A 1,208-nucleotide genomic window follows, 5' to 3' on the forward strand; every position below is an offset into this window, starting at 1 on the left:
CCAGGACGTCGGCCGGGGTGCACGGCTACCCGAGCCGGGACGGCGTCCCGCCGCAGGAACTGCTGGCCGCGAGCCGCCCCGTCGGCGAGGGCGAGCCGGAAGCCGCCGTCGTCGAGGCGTTCGGCGTCGACGACGGTGCCCGCCAGGAACCGTGCCCCGTAGCCCTCCGCCTCGGCGCGGCTCGCGGCCAGCAGTTCCTGCGGCGGGACGCCGTCCCGGCTCGGGTAGCCGTGCACCCCGGCCGCGGGGGCGTTGCGGGGCCTGCCGTCGTCGACCACCAGCACCGAGCGCCGCGCACGGGCCAGGGTGATCGCACCGGCGAGTCCGGCGGCGCCGCCGCCGACCACCACGGTGTCGTACGGCTGCGCGGTGTCCGCGGCCGGTTCGGGGAGCTTCGGGGATTCTGTCGTCATGGTGTGGACCTCCGTTCTCCTCGATCGTCGGCGGGCCATCCCGGCTTGACAAACTTTCTTGCCGAACCGGCAAATGGAGGCATGGCGGACGACGACATCAGCGGTGTACTGGCAGGTGTGGGGCCCCGGCTGCGGGCGCTGCGGCAGAAGCGGGGCGCCACCCTCGCCGAGGTGGCCGAGGAGACGGGCATCTCGCTGAGCACGCTCTCCCGGCTGGAGTCCGGGCAGCGCCGCCCGACGCTGGAGCTGCTGCTGCCGCTCGCCAAGGCGTACGGGGTGCAGTTGGACGAGCTGGTGGGCGCGCCGCCGACCGGCGACCCGCGGATCCACCCGCGCCCGTTCACCCGGCACGGCGAGACCTTCGTGCCGCTCACCAAGCACCTCGGCGGGCTGCACGCCTACAAGCAGATCCTGCCCGTCCGACCACTGCCCGAGGGCACCCGGCCGGGCCTGGGCACGCACGAGGGCCACGAGTGGCTGTACGTGCTGTCCGGCCGGCTCTGGCTGGCCCTCGGCGACACCGACCTCGTCCTGACCGCCGGCGAGGCGGCCGAGTTCGACACCCGCACCCCGCACGGCTTCGCCAACGCGGGCGACCGGCCGGTGGAGTTCCTGTCGCTGTTCGGCGCACAGGGCGAGCGGATGCACGTCCGGGCCCGCCCGTCCGGGGACTGAGCGGCGCCCGGGCGCGGCGGCACCGGAACGGGTGCGCCGCGAGTGACCGGTGGGGCCGGTGGTCGTTGAGGGGCATGGCGCGCGGCTCGACCAGGTGCCGCCGTGCCCGGACGGCCCGGC

The 1,208-nt window shown here is 75.6% G+C and carries 2 protein-coding genes; one reads left to right on the top strand and one right to left on the bottom strand.

Annotated elements, in window-relative coordinates:
* On the bottom strand, positions 1-413 hold a 413-nt coding region (locus tag ABZ641_RS38305), incomplete at its 3' end, for an FAD-binding protein (protein ID WP_359989280.1).
* An 81-nt stretch (positions 414-494) separates the two neighbouring features.
* On the opposite strand from ABZ641_RS38305, the gene ABZ641_RS38310 reads away from it, so the two are divergent.
* Entirely contained in the window at positions 495-1,088 is a 594-nt protein-coding gene (locus tag ABZ641_RS38310; RefSeq protein ID WP_359989282.1) for an XRE family transcriptional regulator, read from the top strand.
* Positions 1,089-1,208 lie beyond the last annotated feature (120 nt).

The sequence above is a fragment of the Kitasatospora sp. NPDC007106 genome, from assembly GCF_040634455.1.
Lineage (GTDB): Bacteria > Actinomycetota > Actinomycetes > Streptomycetales > Streptomycetaceae > Kitasatospora > Kitasatospora arboriphila.

Coding starts and splice junctions, on each gene's coding strand:
- ABZ641_RS38310 (WP_359989282.1), top strand. CDS start 495: ATGGCGGACGACGACATCAGCGGTGTACTGGCAGGTGTGGGGCCCCGG.